The organism is Comamonas sp. JUb58, assembly GCF_004364775.1.
Classification (GTDB): domain Bacteria; phylum Pseudomonadota; class Gammaproteobacteria; order Burkholderiales; family Burkholderiaceae_C; genus Comamonas.
Window position 1 is genome coordinate 81775 of sequence record NZ_SOAL01000012.1, and the last position, 16043, is coordinate 97817.

Sequence of the window (16043 nt, forward strand, 5' to 3'; positions counted from 1 at the left end):
GCTGGACCTATCGCTGCCGGTTTAGCCCCAGAGCTTGACGACCTCGGCCGCTACCGAGGCCAGGGCGGCATCACGTGCCTTGGGCGCGGCCTTGCTTTCGGTCAAATAGCTGGTCACCAAGATAGGGCTGGCAGCACCCGGTGCCCACAACAGGCCAATGTCATTGCGGGTGCCGGGGCCTGAGCCGGTCTTATCCGCCACCTTCCAGCCCGGTGCGCCTGCGCGCAGGCAGTGGTCGCCAGTGGTATTGGCCAGCATCCAGCCCAGCAGCTTTTCCCGGCTTGCCGGGCTCAAGGTCTTACCCAAGGTCAGCGCGTGCATGCTGGTCAGCATCGCCAGCGGGCTGGTCGTATCGCGCACATCGCCAGGCTTGGATTCACTCATGTCCGGCTCAATGCGGTCCAGCCGCGTGGTCGGGTCGTTCAAGCTGCGCACATAGGCGGTAAAGCCAGCCGGCCCCCCCACGCGTTCCAGCAGCAGATTGGTGGCACCGTTGTCGCTGATGGTGACGATGGCATGGCAGAGCGCCTCGACGCTCATCGGCGCCTTACCGGCAAATTTCTCAATAACGGGCGAATATTCCACCAAGGCAGAACGGCCAAACGTGACCTGTGCATCCAGCTTTTCCTGGCCCGCATCCACGCGGGACAGCACCTGGCCGGCCAGCAGCATCTTGAAGGTGCTGCACATGGGAAAGCGCTCATCCTGGCGCCAGCCCAGTGCCTGGCCCGTCATGGTGTTCAGCAGCGATACGCCCAGGCGGCCACCCACTGAGCGCTCCAGCGCCTTCATCGCCTTGGCAAACTGGCGCTCGGCCTGGGGGTCTGCCGAGGGGGCTGCTGCCCAGGCGCGAGATGAGGTGGCGATCAAGCTGGCCGCACCCATAGTCAAGAAAAACTTTCTTCTATACATGGTATTCATTCCTTAAAATTTGTAGTTATCCAAGTGACAGGCGTAAATTTACCGAGATAGCTCGCGCTTGACCAACGATGAAAACCAAGAAAACCCACAAGAAAAACTTATAGCTATGCACCTGCCTTTGAATGCCCTGCGCGCTTTCGATGCCGCTGCACGCCACCTCAACCTGACCCGGGCGGCGCTGGAGCTGCATGTGACCCAGGCCGCCATCAGCCAGCACATTCGGCAGCTGGAAGACCAGCTGGGCAAGCCCCTGTTTCGCCGCCTGCCGCGCGGCCTGGCACTGACCGACGAGGGCATGGCCCTGGTGCCGGTGGTGGCCCAGGCCTTTGGCAACCTGTCGCGGGCCCTTGCCCAGGTGCAGGACCGGCGCCCGCACGAGGTGCTGTCCGTCGGCGTGGTGGGCACCTTTGCCGTAGGCTGGCTGCTGCCCCGGCTGCGCGCCTTTCAGGAGGCCCATGCCTTTGTCGATCTGCGCCTGTTCACCCACAACAACCGCGTGGATCTGGCGGGCGAAGGCTGGGATTGCGCGATCCGCTTTGGCGATGGCGCCTGGCATGGCACGGCCGCCCGGCAGCTGCTGCAAGCGCCGCTGACTCCCATGTGCGCCCCGGCCATTGCGGTCCGCCTGCAGCAACCCGCCGACCTGGCACATGAGAGCTTGCTGCGCACCTACCGCGCGGGCGAGTGGGAACAGTGGTTTGCGCAAAGCAAGCTGGCCTGCCCCAGCCTGCGCGGCACGGTCTTTGATTCATCGCTGACCTTGGCCGAGGCAGCGGCCCAGGGTCTGGGCGTGGCGCTGCTGCCCTTGCGCCTGTTCTCCCGCGATCTGCAAGCGGGCCGCTTGGTCGCCCCCTTGGCGCAGACGCTGGACACCGGCAGCTACTGGTTGACCCAGCTCAAATCACGCAGCCCCAGCTTGGCGATGGAGACCTTTGAGCGCTGGCTGCTGGAGCAGTGCGGACAGGAGCAGCCCAGCGCATAGTGCACCCCAGGGCTGCCCCAAGCAGCTGCCGGATGCTCTCCTACACGCGGCCCGGCCCTTGTCAGACAATGGGTGAGCAGCCTGCGGCCTAGGATATAAAGTAACAACGCGTTCTTGTAAAAAACACTCTGCAGCTACGCAGAATGACAACCACCGAGAGGACATCCATGCTTTCTACCCGCTACCTCGCCTCCCTGTCCGCCATTGCTGCCGCCTTGCTGGCAGCAGGTTGCGCCTCCACCGGCGACATCGAAGACCTGCCCCGCCCCAAGTCTGGCCACTGGCAGATCAGCTCCACGGACCAGGATGGCCAGACCGTCCAGTTCCAGGACTGCATGGACAAAGACACCTTCTACAAGACCCGCGAGCTGCAAAAGGCCAAGTACGACGTGCAGCAGTGCAAGACGGCGAGCCTGAAGGACAGCAATGGCTGGCAGTTCACCTCCAACTGCAAGGTGGGCCAGACCGAACAGCGCATCGAAAGCAGCCGCAAGATCACCGGCGACTTCCAGCACAACTTCCATGTGCTGTCGGTCACCAAGCAGCAAATGCCCGATGGCAGCACGGTGGAGACTACCCGCAATATCAAGGGCGAGTACCTGGGCGCCTGCCCTGCTGGCATCAACCCCGGCGACCGCGTGTTCGATGGTGGCGGCAAGATCAACTTCTACGACATCACCGGTCTGAGCCCCAAGTAAGTAAGGCTTGGCGCCCGTTCGGTAGCCCGGCCCCGCCGGGCTTTTTTACGTCTGCCCGCTGGGCCATTTTGCTGATCCAGATCTAGCAATAGGCGATTCAGATACAGTACGATGTTCAGCCGTTGGACTGCGGCCCGCCCTGTGATGCCTGCGCTGGCCCAGCCCGCCAGCCCCATGCAGCCATCCCCAGCCAGGGATGCCAGGGCCCTCCTCCCGTCCACCCGGCTTTTGCCATGCCTTACCCGCGAGATGCTGCCCACCGGCAGGCATCTCTCGTAGATTTTCTCCATGTCCCAGCAATACCTTACCGCCGCGCTTTACCAGTTCATCGACCTGCCGGAGTTTGCCCAGTGGCAGCAGCCTTTGCAGGCGCTGTGTGACCAGCACCAGGTCAAGGGCCTGCTGTTGCTCGCCCATGAAGGTATCAACGGCACCATTGCCGGCCTGCCCGGCGATGTGCAGGCGGTGCTGGACTGGCTCAAGCGTGACCCGCGCCTGGCCAACCTGGTGCACAAGGAGGCCCATGCCGACAGCAACCCCTTCTACCGCATGCGCGTGCGGCTCAAGCAGGAGATCGTGACCCTGGGCGTGCCCGAGCTGAACCCGGCCCTCAATGCCGGCCAGTATGTGAAGCCCGAGGACTGGAATGCACTGATCAGCCAGCCCGATGTGGTGCTGGTCGACACCCGCAACGACTACGAGGTGGGCATTGGCAGCTTTGAAGGCGCAATCAACCCGCACACCAAGAGCTTTACCGAGTTTCCGCAATGGGTGGCCGAGCAGTCGCAGCCCGGCGGCGCGCTGCATGGCAAGCAAAAGGTGGCCATGTTCTGCACCGGTGGCATCCGCTGCGAAAAATCCACCGCCTACATGAAGACCCAGGGCTTTGAGGACGTCTACCACCTTGAAGGCGGCATCCTCAAGTACCTGGAGACGGTGGCCGAAGACGCATCGATGTGGTGGGGCGACTGCTTTGTGTTTGACGAGCGCGTCTCGGTAGGCCATGGCCTGGTGCGCGGCCCGCACCAGCTCTGCCGCAGCTGCCGCATGCCGCTGGGCGCAGACGAACTGGCCCATGTCCACTATGTGCGCGGCGTCAGCTGCCCCTACTGCCATGGCAGCCGCACGCCTGAGCAGCTGCAATCGCTGGCTGAGCGCCAGCGGCAGATGGACCTGGCGCAAGAGCGCGGTGACACCCACCTGGGCCACACCCAGGCCAGCTCGCAGCAATCGCGCCAGCAAAAAACGGCCGCACAGCAAGAGGCCCTGCAAGGCCTGCCGGTGCTGTATTCCTTCCGCCGCTGCCCCTATGCGATGCGGGCCCGTCTGGCGCTGGCCTATGCCGGCATTGCCTGCCAGTTGCGCGAGGTCGTCCTCAAGGACAAGCCCCAGGCGCTGCTGGATGCATCGCCCAAGGCCACCGTGCCGGTCCTGGTACTGGCCGATGGCACCGTGCTGGAAGAGAGCCTGGAAATCATGATCTGGGCGCTGCGCCAGAATGACCCCGACCAGTGGCTGAGCCCCACGGCCGGCAGCCTGGACGAGATGCAGGCCCTGATTGCCCGCCATGACAGCGAATTCAAACCTGCACTGGACCGCTGCAAATACCCCAGCCGCTACCCGCAGGCAGACGCTGCTGCCGCAGCGGCGACGGCCAACGAGTTTTTGGGCGCCTTGAACCAGCAGCTGGCTGCCACCGGCTACCTGTTTGGCCGCGACCCGAGCCTGGCCGACATGGCCATCCGCCCCTTTGTGCGCCAGTTTGCCGGCATCGACGAAGCCGCATGGCAGAATCACCCCTGGCCCCACCTGCAAGCCTGGCTGCTGCGTCTGACCGACTCGGCGCTGTTCGAACAGGTGATGGAAAAATACCCTGCCTGGCACCCGGACGAAGCGGGCGTGCTGTTCCGCTGAGCTGAGCGCTATAAGCAAAGCCCCATGCAGGGGCGATGGTTGTTGGCCACTCTTTGCTACCGGGCCATCGGCCCTCCCCATCTACCAAGCCTGCCGGCGCGCCATTGCACGCTGGGCGGCCCCCAAGCCATGACCCCAGCCCGTATCCATCTGATCTATGCCCGCGCCCGCAATGGCGTTATCGGCCGCGACAACCAACTGCCCTGGCACCTGCCCGAGGACATGGCTTTTTTCAAGCAAAAGACCGCTGGCGGTACGGTCGTCATGGGCCGCAAGACCTGGGATTCGCTGCCGCCACGTTTTCGCCCGCTGCCCGGCCGCGACAACGTGGTCGTCACCCGCCAAAGCGGCTGGCAGCCCAGCCCCGCCAGTGAAAAAGTTCATGTCGCAGCCGACCTGTCGCAGGCGCTGGCCACGGCCCAGGCGCTGGGCCAGCCGGTCTGGGTGATTGGCGGTGCGCAGATCTATGCGCAATCGCTGGCCTTGGCCGATGAGGTCTGGGTGACCGAGATCGACCGGGACTTTGACGGCGATGCCCATGCGCCGATGCTGCATGCGCAGTGGCAGGAGGTGTCGCGCGACGCCCAGACCAGCAGCAACGGCCTGCCCTTTGCCTTTGTCTGCTACCAGCGTCGGAAAGCCTGAACGTCCCGAGTAGGACAGCCAGCGTATCCGATGGCACCATGCTGGTGCAGCGCAGCAAACTGATGCAAAATGGATTTTTAACCCATAGCAATCTGCGGCGCGCCGGACCAAGCACCTGGAGCCGCAACAAGACGGAATACTGTGACGATGAGCCTGGTACAAGCTTTGCCCGCCGGCCCATTGGATGTCATCGGCGATGTGCACGGCGAGCGCCAGGCACTGGAGGCGCTGGTTCGGCATCTGGGCTATGACGACCGTGGCGGCCACCCCGCAGGCCGCAAGCTGGTCTTTGTCGGCGATTTCTGTGACCGGGGCCCCGACAGCCCCGGCGTGCTGGCCCTGGTGCGCCGCTGGGTGGAAGCCGGCAACGCCTATGCCGTGCTCGGCAACCACGAGATCAACCTGCTGCGCGAAGATGCCAAGGACGGATCGGGCTGGTACTTTGACGAGCGCATCGAGGCCGACAACCCCAAATATGCGCCCTATGCGCGCGCTGACCATACCTTTGACGAGGACATGCTGCCGTTCTTGCGCCAATTGCCATTGGCGTTGGAGCGGGCCGACCTGCGCATCGTCCATGCCGCCTGGATCGGCGACAAGATCAACCAGGCCCGTGCCTTGCGACCCGGCCATGTCGCCCAGGACTATGACCGCCTGGAGCAGGAAGCCTATCTGCATGCCAAGACCCTGGGCATTCCCGCCCGGCTGAAGGCTGAAAACCAGGCCTGGCCCTACCACCTGGAAGACGGCGCCCATTGCCCGCCCTTCATGCCCGCGCATGCGGACAGCGAGCTGAACAAATCCCAGTACAACCCGCTCAAGGTGCTGAGCTGCGGTGTGGAGCGCCGCGGCACCGAGCCCTTCTATGCCGGTGGTAAATGGCGCTTTGTCGAGCGCGTGGCCTGGTGGGATGCCTATGCGGACAGCACGCCCGTCATCGTGGGCCATTACTGGCGCCGCATCCATGAACTCGACCGCTCAGTGCTGGGCAAGGGCGACCAGGATTTGTTCGCCGATATCAACCCGCATGCCTGGCACGGCCTTCGCGGCAATGTGTTTTGCGTGGACTTTTCCGTGGGCGCCCGCTGGACCGCCCGGCTCGCCGGCCAGCCGCCCGAGCAGGACTTCAAGTTGGCAGCCCTGCGCTGGCCCGAGCGGGTGCTGGTGCTCGACGACGGCAGCGCAGAGCCAACGACGCATTTCATGCAAACCGCAACACCGGCCCTTGTTTAAGGCCGGCGTTCAGCAGCCCATCACTTCGCCTTGGCAGGCGCGCGGGTCTTCTTCGCGGCGCCCGATGCCGGCGCACTTGCCGGCGTCGCCACCAAACCCCAGACATAGTCCAGCACCTCCGCGTCGGTCATCGGGGCAGCGCCGGTCACTGCCAAAGCATGATGGGTCTCCACATCGCTGTGCAGAAAGTACTGGATCAAGCCGCCCATGGTCACCATCAGCAGGCCGGCCGGCATATCACGGCGCACATGGCCGGCATCCTGGGCGGCCTGGATCTCGGGCACAAACAGCTGGTTGAGCTGCCTGGAACGCTCCTCGCGCTCATCGGCCGGGGCACCCAGCACGCGCCAGAGCTGAAAGCGCAGCGCGCGAGGGTGGGCGCGCCAGTAGCTGAGGTAGGCCGCGACCATCTGCCGCGCACCCTCGGCGCTACCGCGCAGCCCCGGGTCCATGCTGGCCTTGATGGTCTCGACGAACTCGGCCGAGATCCGCTCGCCCACCAAGCGCCACAGGCCGTCCTTGTCCTTGAAATGGTGGTGGATCAGCGCCGAAGACACGCCGGCTTCCTTGGCGATTTCACGCGTGGTCGCACCGTCAAAGCCGCGCTGGGCAAAGACCGTCAACGCCGCTTCCACGATACGGTCACGGGCATCGACGGTGGTGTACACCTTGCGCAATTCGGTCATCGGGGCTTCTCCAGCAGTGGGGTGGGCGACGCGCGTCGATCAGCATGCTGATCGCTTGGTCAACCCACGATCATAGCCCAGCCACCTGCCCGCGCTCTGCCTTGGGGAAGAGACGCAGAAAATAACTGGCCGATGCCGCAAAGCCCAGCACCACCAGGCCCTGGAACAGCGGCCAGCCTATGGACTGGATCACCCCCGGCAGCGCCATCAGCGCAGCGGTGCCGATGAAGCGGCCCAGGCCATAGAGCAGTGCATAGTCGGTTGCGGCCTGGTCGCCCGTGGCCCACTCCAGCATCAGGCCGCCCAGCACCACATACAGCGCAGCGGCGGCAGCCGTCGTCAGGATGCTGCCGGTGATCACCAGGCCCGTGTGGGCCTGCAGGCAGCCCAGCCACACCAGACAGGCGCTGGCCAGGCACAGGCCGGCACACAGCCATGCCGCCCGCCGCACCGGCATGCGGCGGAGCAGCAGCGGCGCGAGAAAGCAGGCTGCCGCATTGGCCAGCGGCGCCACCACGCCCAGCAGGCTGCCGATGCGCGCGAGCGGCACCCCCATGTCAAGCAGCAGCAGGCGGTTGAAGTTGAACAGCGCCAGCAGGCTGCAGACCAGCAAGCTCAAGCGCAGCAGGCGGCGGCCCATGGCCGGTTTGCGCAGGGTCTGCAGCAAGCGGGCGCGCTGCACCAACAGCGGAAGCCTGTGCTGCTGCTCCGGGCCCACCAGCGCCAGCACCGGCAGGCAGGCCAGCGCCGCGGCGGCTGCGATCAGCCACAGCGCCCCCTGCCAGCCCAGCTGCGGGTACCAGGCCACCAAGGCGCCGCCGCCCAGCACCGCACCCAGCGAGATGCCGCCCATCTTGGCGCCTGCAGCAGCAGCGCGCTGCGCCTGCGGCACCATGTCGACGGTCAGCGCGTCCAGCGCCACATCCACGGTCGCTGCAGCCACCGTGGCCAGCAGGCCCAGCGCCAGCAGCAGTGCCCAGGCACCCGGCGCGGGCTGGACGAAGGCGATGGCGCCCAGCGCCAACACCGACAGCCCCTGCATCGGCAGGATCCAGCCGGTGCGCCGCCCCAGCCAGGGCCAGCGCCAGGAATCAACCATGGGCGCCCACAAAAAGGCCAGGCCAAAGGGCAGGTACAGCGCATACACCCAGCGCAAGGCCGACAGCTCTACACCCTGGGCCCGCAGCACCGGGGCCACGCCGCCCTGCACAAAACCCAGCACCATGCCCAGGGCCACATAGGCCAGGCTGATAGCGGCCAGCACCAAGCCGCCGCCCTGGCCCAAGGCGGTCTCAGGCGCGTCGGATCGCGCATCCATGCTTTGCATAGACTGCCCCATCAAAAGCGAACGGTGGCGCCCAGCCCCACAATGCGGGGCTGCGAGACACGGACCGAGCTGACGCCGGCCGTCCAGGCCTGGCCGCCGACCAGGTAACGCTTGTCCAGCAGGTTCCAGGCAAAGGCATAGAGCTCCCAGTCGCCCTGCTGCCAGCCGATGCGGGCGTTGACGACCCCGTAGCCGGGCAGGTCAAAGCTCTGCTTTACGTCCACTGCCCGCTTGCCCACGTACTGCCAGCCCAGATGGCTTTTCAGCCGACCCGATGCGCCCGCGATCTGCATCGGTGCCTGGTACTCCAGGCCCAGCGAACCATTGAGGCGCGGCATATTGGGCACCCGGTTGCCCGACTTGGCGCCGGTGGAGCTGCCCTCTGGCACATCCACCAGCCCGGCCTGCGTGAAGCCCAGGCCGGCGCTGAGCTTGAGATTGGAGTTTAGACTGGCTATCGCTTCCAGCTCGGCACCCTGGCTGCGGTAGTTCAGCGAGGCCGTGCTGAACAGCGCTTGCGCGGGGTTGAAGACAATCAGGTGGCCGTTCTTGACGTTGTTGTAGAACAGCGAGCCATTGAGCCCCAGCCGCTTGTCCAGCCACAGGGTCTTGAAGCCCAGCTCATAGGTCCAGCTGGTCGAGGTCTCGTAGGGAACCTCGGCTTTGCCCGCATAGCCATTCGTCTGCGTGACCGGAAAACCGGCGCCCACCGCCCCCCGGGAGATGCTGGCATAGGCCATGGCCTGCGGCGTCCAGGCATAGGACAGGCCGGCGCGGCCCGTCAGAAAACGGTCCGACAACTGCTGGGCGTGCAGTGAATGCTCCACCACCGCAGCATTGCCATTGCCGCTGAACGCGTAGTCAGCATGCTTGCGCTCAAGGGTGTAGCGCAGGCCCAAGGTGGCCTTGAGCTGCTCGCTCAAGGCCAGCGTGCCCTCGCCAAAGGCGGCCATGCTGGTGGTGCGGATGCGGTTGTCCTGCGCGCCGTTTTGCGCCTGGAAATTGAAGGCCGCCGGCGACGCCACCGCCCAGGTGTTGTTGATGAAACGCGAGTGGAAAAGGTTGATGCCGCCGGTCCAGGTCAGCGGCCCCTCCTCCAGCGACGACAGCCGCAACTCCTGCTGCAGCGTGCGCTCCCGAAAGCGTATGTCCACATAGTCGGCATAGGGCACATCGAAGCGGCTGCGCGGCTGGCCCGTCATCGCCGCATAGAGGAGGCTGTCGCTCAGGTCCATGGGCTGGAAGGAGCGGTCGTCCTGGTAGCTGGTCAGCGCGGTCAAGCGGGCCCGGTCAAATTCATGCTCCACCTTGAGCGATGCCCCAGCGTCGCGCCAGCGGATATCGCTGTTGGGGTTGGCCGCGCTTTGCGGAAACGCCGGGTTCTCACGCCAGATGAAACGCGGCGCATTGGAGGCGCGGTGGTCATAAAAGCCGCTGAAGTGGACGGTCGTGCGCTCACCCGGCAGCCAGAGCAGCGAACCGCGCGCCGCCCCCACCTGGGTGCGCCCATCCTGGCCGCCCGTCGCCACATTCGGCACCTGGCCGTCCAGGTGGGAATAGCGCAATGCCAGGCGGCCCGCCACCGTGTCTGACAGCGCGCCATTGGCCACCACCTCGGCCAGCCGGTGCCCCTGCGAGCCGACCTCGGTGGTTGCGGAGAACTCCCGCTTGAAGCTGGGTCCATGGGGAATGACGTTGATGGCGCCGCCCTGGGTATTGCGGCCGAACAAGGTGCCCTGCGGCCCGCGCAGCACCTCGACCCGGTCGATGTCCAGCAAGGCAGGCGGCGCGCCATACACCGATCGTGGTACCTCGTTGAGGTACATGACCACCGAGGTGTCATCGGACGACAGCGGCGCAAACGAGCCCACGCCCCGGATGACGAAGAGGTTGCCAAACTGGCCGCCACTGTCAGCAAAAGAGACATTGGGCGCCGCGCGCGCCAGCCCGGCATTGCCGTCCGAGGGCGATGCCGCCTCCCGGCTGTCCTGCCCGTCCAGCACGCTCATGCTGATGGGCACGTTCTGCAGCGACTCTTCCCGCTTGCGGGCGGTGACGGTCACGGTGGGAAGCTCGGCAGCAGCGCCGGACGGGTCTTGCGCCTCAGGCGCTTGTGCCCAGGCCGGCGCGGTGGCGGCCAACAGCGCGGCCATTGCAACACAGCTGCGCGACAGCGGCAGCACAGGCGCGCGGACAGTGCCGCGCGGGGTGGTCGTAAACATGGTGTCCCTCAAAACTTGTTGCGCGGCGCAGCCCTGGCTGTCGTGCCCCTCCGCATGTCACGGCCGAGTGGCTGGGCTGGCATTCCGCATTGACGATTTAACTAATCAGTTGGTAGACTAACCAATTGATCAGTCCGAATGCTAATGGTTTGCAACAAGCTTTGTCAACATGACCCCTCCAGAATCCCTGCGCAGCACCGCCCCGGTCCAAGTGACCGCCTCCACGGCAGCCCCTGCTGCAACTGCCTCTGCCCGATCCCTGCTGGGCATTTGCTTTGCGCTGTTTGCGGCAGCCACCAGCATGTCCTGCGTGTTCGCCATCCTTCCCTCAGTAGGCCGGGACCTGGGCCTGAGCGAACCCCAGATCGGCTGGGTGGTTGCGCCCGCCGCGCTGGTGTTTGTGCTGTTCGGCCCCGTCTGGGGCCGTTTGGGGCAACGCTGGCCGGCGCGCAGCATCTTCACCGCGGCACTGCTGCTGGTGGCGGTGTTCACCTTGCTGTTTGGCTTTGCGCTGGCCTGGCGGCTGGAGGCGCGCATCTCGGTCTTGCTCTGCTGGGCCCTGCTGGTCAGCAGCCGCATGCTGCTGTCGCCCTTCTCGGCAGCCATGCTGCCCACCGCGCAGGCCTATATCGCCCACACCACGGACAGCAGCAGCCGGCCCCGGGCCCTTGCCAGCATGGGGGCCAGCTTTGCGCTGGGCATGGTCGCCTCGCCCGGGCTGGCGGCCATTGCCACGGGCCTGGGTCTGCTGACGCCGTTCTATGTGGTGGCCGCCTTGCTGGTGGCGGCAGCGCTCTGCACCTGGTTATGGCTGCCGGGCAAGCACCCAGCGGCACAGGCCCTGCCGCAATCTGGCTACAGACCAGGCACGGCCAAGACAGCCTGGTCGCTGATCCGGCATCCGCTGGCCATTCTTGCGCTGCTCTATACCGTGTACGGCATCCTCATGCAGGTGACGGGCTTCCGCATGCGCGATCAGTTCCATCTCGATGCCGCGCATGCCACCGCACACGCCGGCATGGCGTTGATGGCCATTGCCGCGACCTTGGTGGCCACGCAGATGGGCCTGGCGAAGATCCAATTACCCAGCCTGTCCGCGCAGCGGCGTGTGGTGCTGTCGGCTGGCAGCTTTGGCCTGCTGGGGCTGCTCTGCCTGACGGCCGATATCCCGTTTGAGGCACAGCTGCTGAGCGCGGCGCTGTTTGGCCTGAGCCTGGGGGCCTTTATGCCATTCACCTTGAGCCTGCTGACCCAGCGCGCACAGCAGGCCGGCGACCAGACCCGCATAGGCGGGCTCAGCGGCGCCGCGCAAGGCCTGGGCATGGTCGTCGGCCCCTTGCTGGGGGCCAGCAGCTACCGCGTCCACCCGCATGCGCCATACTGGATGGCGACAGCATGCATGCTGCTGGTGCTGGGCCTCTATGCCCGCAGTGCCAGCGCATCCAGGGCTGCGGCCTAAAACGCGGCGCCCATGAAAAAAGCGGCCGGTGGCCGCTTCGTCGTTGATGGGCTTGGCGCCCACGCAGGAGGCTTGCGCCTTACAGGCCCAGGGCTGCAATGCCCGCCTTGGCGATCTGTGCATCTTCCGGTGCCTTCACACCGCTGACGCCCACGGCGCCCAAGCATTCGCCGTCCTTGATGATGGGCACGCCGCCTTCGAGCATGCCATCGATCAGCGGCGCGCTCAGGAAAGCGGTGCGGCCACCATTGATCATGTCCTCAAAGCCCTTGCTCTCGCGGCGACCCAGCGCCGAGGTGCGGGCCTTGGCCACGCAGATGTGGGCAGACACGGGGGCTGCGCCATCGCGGCGGATCATGCCCAGCAGGTTGCCGCCGTCATCCACCACTGCAATGCTCACGATCCATTGGTTCTTGACCGCTTCGGCCTCGGCCGCATTCAACACCGCCTTGACGTCGGCCAACTCCAGCACTGCTTTGGTTTTCATGGTGACTCCTTGGAAAAAGATTCGGGATACCCGGTTGTTCAGCCTGCCAGCTTAACGGCATTCCAGCACGCTAATCAATCACATGCATCACAGCATTTGTGCCTAAAACGGGGGTAATCCCCCGTCGGGCTCAGGCCGCTGCGTTTTCTGTCGCTGCAGCTGCACCGGCATCGGCCGTCTCGACGTCCGCATCGGTCTTGACCGAAGGTGCATGGCCATCCCATTCAAACACGGCCATGCTCTCGACGTGGGCGGTGTGCGGGAACATGTTGACCACGCCAGCGGCCACGCAGCGGTAGCCGGCCTGGTGCACCAGCAGGCCGGCATCGCGCGCCAAGGTCGCGGGGTTGCAGCTCACATAGACGATGCGCTTGGGCGGTGTCCAGTCCTTGGCACTGTCAGGCAGCGGCGCGGTATCAGGCACCTGGTGGCGGGCCTTGTGGATGTCGGCCAACGCCTTGGACAGCGCAAACGCGCCTTCACGCGGTGGATCGACCAGCCACTTGTCGGCCTGGCCATCGGCGATCAGCATCTCGGGCGTCATCTCGAACAGGTTGCGGGCCACAAAGCGCGTAGGCGCCAGTGCATGGCCTGCGGGGCGAGTGGCATTGTTGGCCGCATAGTTCTCGTGAGAGCGCTGCACCAGCGTCTCTGAACCCTCGATGCCCAGCACCTCACCGGCCATCGTGCCAATGGGCAGGGTGAAGTTGCCCAAGCCGCAGAACCAGTCGATCACGCGCTCGGTCTTCTTGGCATCCAGCAAGCGCAGCGAGCGCGTCACCAGCACCTGATTGATGTGGGGGTTGACCTGGGTGAAGTCGGTGGGCTTGAACGGCATCGTGATGCCGAAATCGGGCAGCGCATAGGACAGCTGCTCGCCGATGCCATCCATCAGGTGCACGGTGTCCGGCCCCTTAGGTTGCAGCCACCATTGCACGTTATGGGCTGCGGCGAAATCGCGCAGGCGCTGCATATCGGCGTCGCTCAGCGGCTCCAGGTGGCGCAGCACCAGGGCGGTGACCTGGTCGCCACAGGCCACCTCGATCTGCGGGCAGGTCTCGCGGGCATCCAGGCTGCCGATCAGCGCGCGCATCGGCATCAGCAAGGCATCGACATGGGGTGGCAAAATCTTGCAGGTTTCCATGTCGGCGATGTAGCGGCTCTTGCGCTCATGGAAGCCCACCAGCACCTTGCCCTTCTTGGCCACATAGCGCACCGACAGGCGCGAGCGGAAGCGGTAACCCCAGCTGGGGCCTTCAATGGGGCGCATCACCGTCTCGGCCACCACTTTGCCCAGGTGCCAGAGGTTGTCCTCCAGCACGCGCTGCTTGGTCGCAATCTGGGCGCCCACATGCAGATGCTGCATCTTGCAGCCGCCGCAGGCGCCGGCATGCAAACCAAAGTTGGGGCAACCGGGCCGCACACGCTGCGAGGACTCGCGGTGGATCTGTAGCAGGTCAGCCTGCTCCCAGTTGTTCTTCTTGCGCCGGGTCTTGGCGCTCACCCATTCGGTAGGCAGCGCGCCATCGACAAAGACGACCTTGCCATCGGCACGGCGCGCCACGCCCTGGGCGTCCATGTCCATGGACACGATCTTCAGGGCATCTGCGGGGAACTGGGCCGCTTCGGCGGCGTCGGGGGATTCGGGGATATTCTGTGGGGTCTGCGCTTCGCTCATCCCGGTATTTTCGCAGGCTGGGCAATGGCCTGCGGCCAACCTCTGGCAATTTGGCGTGCGGGAGCGCAAAAAATCACGGTGGCGCCCAGATCAGCTTTGCCAATGCCGGGTCTTGCTGTGCTGCCGCCTCGTCGTAACTGTCCCGATGGCGCATCACCTCATCCATGTGCCGCTCGGCCCACAGGCGCAGCGCATCCAGCGTTGCAGCCAGCGACTGACCCAGCGGAGTCAGGCTGTATTCCACTTTGGGTGGCGAACAGGCAAAGACTTCGCGCCGCACGATGCCATCCCGCTCCAATGCCCGCAGCGTTTGCGTCAGCATCTTTTGAGACAGGCCCTCAATGCCCTTGCGCAACTGCCCAAACCGCCAAGGCCCTGTGCGCAGCAGGCCCAGCACCAGCACTGTCCATTTGTCGGCTACGCAATCGAGCACCTGCCTGGTGGGGCAGGTGGCGAGATAAGGGTTCCAGACGGGGCGGCAGGGATCGATGGTCACTTTTTGGTTCCTATGTCACTTTTCAGTGTCTTATTGCAACTATTGATCACTACCTTTAATCTCATCGTTTTTCATGCATCTGCCCACGGCAGCTTGGCTTATTCAACAAGGAGAGAAGATGAACACAGCACAGAACATGGATGTCGTACGTCGCTACTTTGAGGCAGTCGCAAAAGGCGATCTAGAGAGCGTTGGCGCCGCTTTCAGTGACGACATTGAATGGCACCAGCCCGGCAAGGGCACGCTATCTGGGTTGCACCGTGGCAAGGCTGCCGTTTTCGCGCTGCTGGGCCAATTCATGCAGCGCAGCCAGGGAAGCTTTCGCATCGACAAAGTCGGCCCGCTGATGGCCCAGGGCGATCTGGTCAGCACCTCCTTGCACTTCTGCGCTGAAAAGCCAGATGCAGCCATCGCCATGTCGGGCATCGATGTGCTGCGCATCGAGAACGGACTGATCCGGGAAGTATGGCTCTTCTCTGAGGATCAGGATGCTGAGGACGCCTTCTGGGGCTAATAGCGCTGTGCAGGCCAGCACGATGAGGCCTGCTTGAAAAACACAAAGGGCAGCCACGCTGCCCTTTGGTGTTTTGTGTAGCGATTACTGCGCGCTGATCATGCTGCGCATCTTCAGCTGGTCGGTCACCATGTTGGCGCTGCTGGACGCCAGCTTCTTGGCGCCAGGCAGGGCATATACCTCGGTCACGCAGACGGCGCTATCGGGCGTAAACACCACGCGGCTGCCGTTGGGCAGCTCGCCGGCGGTCTGGTGCAGCGGCTTGGACATATCGACCGGTGGCTCAGCACTGCGGTAAATCACCTCGTTCTTGCCGTCATAGACGGTGTAGCAGGCGGCCTGCGCCCAGGCAGAGGCCGTGAGCGCCAGGACGGCGAGCGCTGTGGATTTGAAGCTGTAACTGGAACCAGGCATGGTTGGTACTCCCGCAATATTTTTTATCGATCCTGCGAAGTTACCAAATTTCTCCAAACGGCGCATCCCCATTTCCAGGGGAAAGGTCAAGAAAAATCAACCAAAAACAAAAACTTACATAAAACGAGCGCTTGGCACTGTTTTATTCAGATTTGATATTGATAATTATTCTCATTCAATGATAAGATGCGCCCATCGCCGCTGTCAAGGGCTTGGTGCATGCAAACATGCCCCCGCCCTTCGCAACGGTGATTGTTTCATCGTGGGGCGACTCTTGGGGCCCGTTCTGCCCCAGGGTCGTTTTGGCCAGCCAACGATCTTTTCGCACAGCCACGCATTTTTTCGATGAAACCCGCGCAGCCGCTGG

The 16043-nt window shown here is 64.5% G+C and carries 15 protein-coding genes and 1 pseudogene; 8 read left to right on the forward strand and 8 right to left on the reverse strand.

The genetic code is table 11. The features are described from left to right. Positions 1-21: 21 nt before the first annotated feature. Positions 22-912 (reverse strand): class A beta-lactamase, encoded by an 891-nt coding sequence (gene bla, locus EDF71_RS14405; protein ID WP_133857275.1) that lies wholly within the window; start codon positions 910-912, stop codon positions 22-24. Positions 913-1027: 115 nt separating this feature from the next. On the opposite strand from bla, the gene EDF71_RS14410 reads away from it, so the two are divergent. The 6 genes and pseudogenes from EDF71_RS14410 to EDF71_RS14430 all read left to right on the forward strand — a co-directional run bounded on the left by EDF71_RS14410 (position 1028) and on the right by EDF71_RS14430 (position 6393). Further along, positions 1028-1903, forward strand: coding sequence for a LysR substrate-binding domain-containing protein (locus EDF71_RS14410; RefSeq protein WP_133857276.1), 876 nt, complete (start codon positions 1028-1030; stop codon positions 1901-1903). A 167-nt stretch (positions 1904-2070) separates the two neighbouring features. Next, positions 2071-2601 carry a DUF3617 family protein gene (locus EDF71_RS14415; protein ID WP_133857277.1) on the forward strand — a complete coding sequence of 177 codons (531 nt, stop codon included), beginning with the start codon at positions 2071-2073 and terminating at the stop codon, positions 2599-2601. A 288-nt stretch (positions 2602-2889) separates the two neighbouring features. Continuing rightward, positions 2890-3852 (forward strand): annotated as a pseudogene (locus EDF71_RS25435) (rhodanese-related sulfurtransferase); the annotation flags it as partial. A 15-nt stretch (positions 3853-3867) separates the two neighbouring features. Next, a complete protein-coding gene (locus tag EDF71_RS25440; protein WP_279586291.1) occupies positions 3868-4515 on the forward strand; it encodes a glutathione S-transferase in 648 nt (215 codons plus the stop codon). Between the two features lie 129 nt (positions 4516-4644). Further along, positions 4645-5160: a dihydrofolate reductase gene (locus EDF71_RS14425; protein ID WP_133857279.1), complete on the forward strand. Its 516-nt coding sequence runs from the start codon at positions 4645-4647 to the stop codon at positions 5158-5160. 147 nt (positions 5161-5307) lie between these two features. Then, positions 5308-6393, forward strand: a complete 1086-nt coding sequence (locus tag EDF71_RS14430; RefSeq protein ID WP_133857280.1) for a metallophosphoesterase — start codon at positions 5308-5310, stop codon at positions 6391-6393. A gap of 20 nt (positions 6394-6413) precedes the next feature. Here the strand turns inward: EDF71_RS14430 and EDF71_RS14435 are convergent, their stop codons facing one another. The 3 genes from EDF71_RS14435 to EDF71_RS14445 all read right to left on the reverse strand — a co-directional run bounded on the left by EDF71_RS14435 (position 6414) and on the right by EDF71_RS14445 (position 10628). Then, positions 6414-7079 carry a TetR/AcrR family transcriptional regulator gene (locus EDF71_RS14435; RefSeq protein WP_133857281.1) on the reverse strand — a complete coding sequence of 222 codons (666 nt, stop codon included), beginning with the start codon at positions 7077-7079 and terminating at the stop codon, positions 6414-6416. Positions 7080-7149: 70 nt separating this feature from the next. Continuing rightward, positions 7150-8397, reverse strand: a complete 1248-nt coding sequence (locus EDF71_RS14440; protein WP_243854316.1) for an MFS transporter — start codon at positions 8395-8397, stop codon at positions 7150-7152. Positions 8398-8417: 20 nt separating this feature from the next. Next, positions 8418-10628: a TonB-dependent receptor gene (locus tag EDF71_RS14445; RefSeq protein WP_133857283.1), complete on the reverse strand. Its 2211-nt coding sequence runs from the start codon at positions 10626-10628 to the stop codon at positions 8418-8420. Between the two features lie 169 nt (positions 10629-10797). Between EDF71_RS14445 and EDF71_RS14450 the strand changes: the two genes are divergently transcribed. Next, positions 10798-12087 carry an MFS transporter gene (locus EDF71_RS14450; protein ID WP_133857284.1) on the forward strand — a complete coding sequence of 430 codons (1290 nt, stop codon included), beginning with the start codon at positions 10798-10800 and terminating at the stop codon, positions 12085-12087. Positions 12088-12166: 79 nt separating this feature from the next. Here EDF71_RS14450 and EDF71_RS14455 read toward each other — a convergent pair whose 3' ends face one another. From EDF71_RS14455 to EDF71_RS14465, 3 genes are all read right to left on the reverse strand, one after another. After that, entirely contained in the window at positions 12167-12574 is a 408-nt protein-coding gene (locus EDF71_RS14455) for a heme-binding protein (protein WP_116925544.1), read from the reverse strand. A 130-nt stretch (positions 12575-12704) separates the two neighbouring features. Beyond that, the gene (rlmD, locus tag EDF71_RS14460; protein ID WP_133857285.1) at positions 12705-14252 is read right to left on the reverse strand and encodes a 23S rRNA (uracil(1939)-C(5))-methyltransferase RlmD; all 1548 of its coding nucleotides are present in this window, start codon (positions 14250-14252) and stop codon (positions 12705-12707) included. A gap of 73 nt (positions 14253-14325) precedes the next feature. Further along, on the reverse strand, positions 14326-14748 hold the full coding sequence (locus tag EDF71_RS14465) for a helix-turn-helix domain-containing protein (protein ID WP_243854317.1): 423 nt from the start codon (positions 14746-14748) through the stop codon (positions 14326-14328). A gap of 118 nt (positions 14749-14866) precedes the next feature. On the opposite strand from EDF71_RS14465, the gene EDF71_RS14470 reads away from it, so the two are divergent. Further along, a complete protein-coding gene (locus tag EDF71_RS14470; RefSeq protein ID WP_133857286.1) occupies positions 14867-15262 on the forward strand; it encodes a nuclear transport factor 2 family protein in 396 nt (131 codons plus the stop codon). Between the two features lie 84 nt (positions 15263-15346). On the opposite strand, the gene EDF71_RS14475 is transcribed toward EDF71_RS14470, so the two are convergent. Then, the gene (locus EDF71_RS14475; protein ID WP_133857287.1) at positions 15347-15676 is read right to left on the reverse strand and encodes a hypothetical protein; all 330 of its coding nucleotides are present in this window, start codon (positions 15674-15676) and stop codon (positions 15347-15349) included. Between the last annotated feature and the right edge of the window lie 367 nt (positions 15677-16043).

Coding starts and splice junctions, on each gene's coding strand:
- EDF71_RS14410 (WP_133857276.1), top strand. CDS start 1,028: ATGCACCTGCCTTTGAATGCCCTGCGCGCTTTCGATGCCGCTGCACGC.
- EDF71_RS14440 (WP_243854316.1), bottom strand. CDS start 8,397: ATGGATGCGCGATCCGACGCGCCTGAGACCGCCTTGGGCCAGGGCGGC.
- EDF71_RS14450 (WP_133857284.1), top strand. CDS start 10,798: ATGACCCCTCCAGAATCCCTGCGCAGCACCGCCCCGGTCCAAGTGACC.
- EDF71_RS14470 (WP_133857286.1), top strand. CDS start 14,867: ATGAACACAGCACAGAACATGGATGTCGTACGTCGCTACTTTGAGGCA.
- EDF71_RS14435 (WP_133857281.1), bottom strand. CDS start 7,079: ATGACCGAATTGCGCAAGGTGTACACCACCGTCGATGCCCGTGACCGT.
- EDF71_RS14445 (WP_133857283.1), bottom strand. CDS start 10,628: ATGTTTACGACCACCCCGCGCGGCACTGTCCGCGCGCCTGTGCTGCCG.
- EDF71_RS14415 (WP_133857277.1), top strand. CDS start 2,071: ATGCTTTCTACCCGCTACCTCGCCTCCCTGTCCGCCATTGCTGCCGCC.
- EDF71_RS14430 (WP_133857280.1), top strand. CDS start 5,308: ATGAGCCTGGTACAAGCTTTGCCCGCCGGCCCATTGGATGTCATCGGC.
- EDF71_RS14455 (WP_116925544.1), bottom strand. CDS start 12,574: ATGAAAACCAAAGCAGTGCTGGAGTTGGCCGACGTCAAGGCGGTGTTG.
- rlmD (WP_133857285.1), bottom strand. CDS start 14,252: ATGAGCGAAGCGCAGACCCCACAGAATATCCCCGAATCCCCCGACGCC.
- EDF71_RS14475 (WP_133857287.1), bottom strand. CDS start 15,676: ATGCCTGGTTCCAGTTACAGCTTCAAATCCACAGCGCTCGCCGTCCTG.
- EDF71_RS14425 (WP_133857279.1), top strand. CDS start 4,645: ATGACCCCAGCCCGTATCCATCTGATCTATGCCCGCGCCCGCAATGGC.
- bla (WP_133857275.1), bottom strand. CDS start 912: ATGTATAGAAGAAAGTTTTTCTTGACTATGGGTGCGGCCAGCTTGATC.